The sequence below is a fragment of the Phenylobacterium sp. genome (assembly GCF_036402295.1).
Classification (GTDB): Bacteria; Pseudomonadota; Alphaproteobacteria; order Caulobacterales; family Caulobacteraceae; genus Phenylobacterium.
Window position 1 is genome coordinate 1 of record NZ_DASWTE010000117.1, and the last position, 2,601, is coordinate 2,601.

The 2,601-nt window shown below is 71.0% G+C and carries 4 protein-coding genes; all 4 read left to right on the forward strand.

What is annotated here, in order from left to right:
- The first annotated feature begins 170 nt into the window (after positions 1-170).
- The 4 genes from VGD44_RS07360 to VGD44_RS07375 are packed head-to-tail and all read left to right on the forward strand — an operon-like array spanning position 171 to position 2,595.
- The gene (locus VGD44_RS07360; RefSeq protein WP_331085419.1) at positions 171-995 is read left to right on the forward strand and encodes an MJ0042-type zinc finger domain-containing protein; all 825 of its coding nucleotides are present in this window, start codon (positions 171-173) and stop codon (positions 993-995) included.
- Positions 982-1,512 carry a phosphoribosyltransferase gene (locus VGD44_RS07365; RefSeq protein WP_331085421.1) on the forward strand — a complete coding sequence of 177 codons (531 nt, stop codon included), beginning with the start codon at positions 982-984 and terminating at the stop codon, positions 1,510-1,512. The genes VGD44_RS07360 and VGD44_RS07365 overlap by 14 nt, the downstream gene beginning before the upstream one ends.
- A gap of 51 nt (positions 1,513-1,563) precedes the next feature.
- Positions 1,564-2,130 carry an XRE family transcriptional regulator gene (locus VGD44_RS07370; protein WP_331085423.1) on the forward strand — a complete coding sequence of 189 codons (567 nt, stop codon included), beginning with the start codon at positions 1,564-1,566 and terminating at the stop codon, positions 2,128-2,130.
- Between the two features lie 6 nt (positions 2,131-2,136).
- Positions 2,137-2,595, forward strand: a complete 459-nt coding sequence (locus tag VGD44_RS07375) for a GNAT family N-acetyltransferase (protein ID WP_331085425.1) — start codon at positions 2,137-2,139, stop codon at positions 2,593-2,595.
- The last annotated feature ends 6 nt before the right edge of the window (positions 2,596-2,601 follow it).

Sequence of the window (2,601 nt, forward strand, 5' to 3'; positions counted from 1 at the left end):
GAGACGTCGCTCAGCACCTCGGGTCCGCGGCCGTAACGCATCGACACGCGCGAAAAACGGAGGATCTCGTCGGCCGACAGGTCATCGGCGGCGTCGTTGGCGTTTCTGGACATGGAGGCCGAAATCGGCGACCTCGGAGTGAGGGGTGCTGGAGCGTCCGATTCACCGTCATGATACTGACCTGTCCAGAGTGCGCCACCAGCTATTTCGTGGACGATCTGCGTATCCCGCGGCTGGGCCGGATGGTGAAGTGCACCAACTGCAGCCACCGCTGGCGCGCGTACCAGGATCGCACGGAAGCTGAGAAGGAAGTCCCCGAGGACGACCTGGTCTTCGAGGAGAAGCCGCCCGAGCCCGAGGCGCCGGTCGAGGACGACATCGACTTCGTCGCCGCGCCGGTCACGCCGGTCCGCCGGACCGAGCCCGAAAAACGGAAGAAGGTCCCGGTCGGCGTCGCCATCGCGGCCGGTGTCCTGGCCGGGCTGGTGGTGCTGGGCGGCGGCGTGGTGCTGTTGCGGCAGCAGATCGCCGGGGTGTTCCCGGGCACGGCGCCGGTCTTTGCGGCCATCGGCCTGCCGGTGAACACCATCGGCCTCGTGCTCGAGGGCGTGAAGTCGAAGCCCATGCTGCAAGCCGGGCGGCCCGTCTGGTCGGTGACGGGGGCCGTGCGCAACGTCCGGGACGAGGCGGTGACCGCGCCGCCGCTGCGGCTCAGCCTGCGCGACAAGTCGGGCAAGGAGGTCGCGACGCTGCTGGCCGACGCTCTGAACGCCCGGGTGCCGCCGGGCGCCGTGCGCTACTTCGCCATCACCATGCCCAACCCGCCAGCCGGGGCCGAGGAGCTGGAGGTTCGCTTCGAGCCGCCCGCCAAGGCCGCCGCCGCCGAGACCCACGCCGCGCCGGCTGCGGCCGCGCACGAACCGGCCGAGGCCCAGCCGCTCGCCGCCGACAGCCCCGACGCCCTCCACGCCCCGGAAAAGAATGAGCAGCACTGAAGCCCCCACCGTCCTGATCTCCGAGGCCGAGGTGGCCGAGCGGGTGGAGGCGCTGGCGGCCGCGATCGCGCCGCGCATCGACGACGAGACGGTGGTGGTGTGCCTGCTGACCGGCGGCATCTGGTTCGCCGCCGACATCACCCGCGCGCTGGCGCGGGCGGGGCGCGTCGTCCGCTTCGACGCGCTCTGGCTGGCCTCGTACAAGGACGAACGCCAGTCCAGCGGCCGCTGCGAGGTGCGCGCCGACCTGCAGCGCCCGATCGCCGGGCGCAAGGCCTTGGTGGTCGACGACGTCTTCGACACCGGCCTGTCGCTGTCCGAGGCCGCTCGGCTGGTGAAGGACTCGGGCGCGACCGAAGTCCTGACCGCCGTGTTCGCCCGCAAGCCCTGGCCGACGCCGCGCGCCATAGAGCCCGACTTCGTGGCCTGGGAGGCGCCCGGGCGGTTCCTCGTCGGCTACGGCTTGGACGTCGCCGGCACGATGCGCGGCCTGCCCTACATCGGGGCGATGGACTAAGCTCTGGAAGGGCTTGCAGGGCGCCTAGTCGTCGTCTCATATTAGAGACGCATGGATACTCTTGTAGACGACTCGGCCGCCAAACTCGCGCGGCGGATACGGCTGGAGCGGGAGGCTCGCGGTTGGTCGCTGGCCGAGCTCGCCGAGGCGTCCGGCGTCTCCAAGGCCTCGATCAGCAAGATCGAGCGCGAGGAAGTGAGCCCGACGGCGGTGATCCTGGTGCGGCTGGCGACGGCGTTCGATCTGACGCTGGCGGGCCTCCTGCTGCGCGCCGAGGGCGAGGCCGGGCGGCTGTCGCGGGCGGGCGAACAGGCGCTCTGGCGCGATCCCGACACCGGCTATGTGCGGCGCCAGATCTACAACCGGCCCGACCACCCCATCGAGATGGTGCAGGTGGAGCTGCCGGCCGGGCGGCAGGTGGAATTCCCAGCCTCGGCCTACGCCCACATCCGCCAGGCCGTGTGGGTGACGACGGGCGAACTCACGATCCACGAGGGCGGCGAGCGGCACGTGCTCGCGCCCGGCGACTGCCTGGGCTTCGGCGCGCCGGGCCCGGTGGTGATCGCCAACCAGAGCCATCTGCCCTGTTCCTATGTCGTGGTGCTCGCGAGGAGCTGACCCCTGATGCTGACGATCCGCGAGGACGATCTCTCGAGTCCGCAGACCCTGGAGCTGCTGGCGATCCACCTGAACGGCATGGCCGACACTTCTCCGCCCGGGCATTGCTTCGCGCTCGACGTGTCGGGGCTGAAGGCGCCGGGCGTGACGCTCTGGTCCGCCTGGGATGGCGACCGCATCGCCGGCATCGGGGCGCTGAAGGCGCTGGGCGACCGCGGCGGCGAGCTGAAGTCGATGCGCACCCACCCGGACCACCTGCGCAAGGGCGTGGGCGCCGCGATCCTGGAGCACATCATCGCCGAGGCGCGGCGGCGTGGGATCACGCACCTGAGCCTCGAGACCGGCAGCGGCGAGGCGTTCGAGCCGGCGCTGGAACTCTACCGCCGCCGCGGCTTCGAAAGCTGCGGCGCGTTCGCCGACTATGTCGCCAGCGAGTTCAACCAGTTCATGCGGCTGGAGCTATAGCCAGGG

Coding starts and splice junctions, on each gene's coding strand:
- VGD44_RS07360 (WP_331085419.1), top strand. CDS start 171: ATGATACTGACCTGTCCAGAGTGCGCCACCAGCTATTTCGTGGACGAT.
- VGD44_RS07365 (WP_331085421.1), top strand. CDS start 982: ATGAGCAGCACTGAAGCCCCCACCGTCCTGATCTCCGAGGCCGAGGTG.
- VGD44_RS07370 (WP_331085423.1), top strand. CDS start 1,564: ATGGATACTCTTGTAGACGACTCGGCCGCCAAACTCGCGCGGCGGATA.
- VGD44_RS07375 (WP_331085425.1), top strand. CDS start 2,137: ATGCTGACGATCCGCGAGGACGATCTCTCGAGTCCGCAGACCCTGGAG.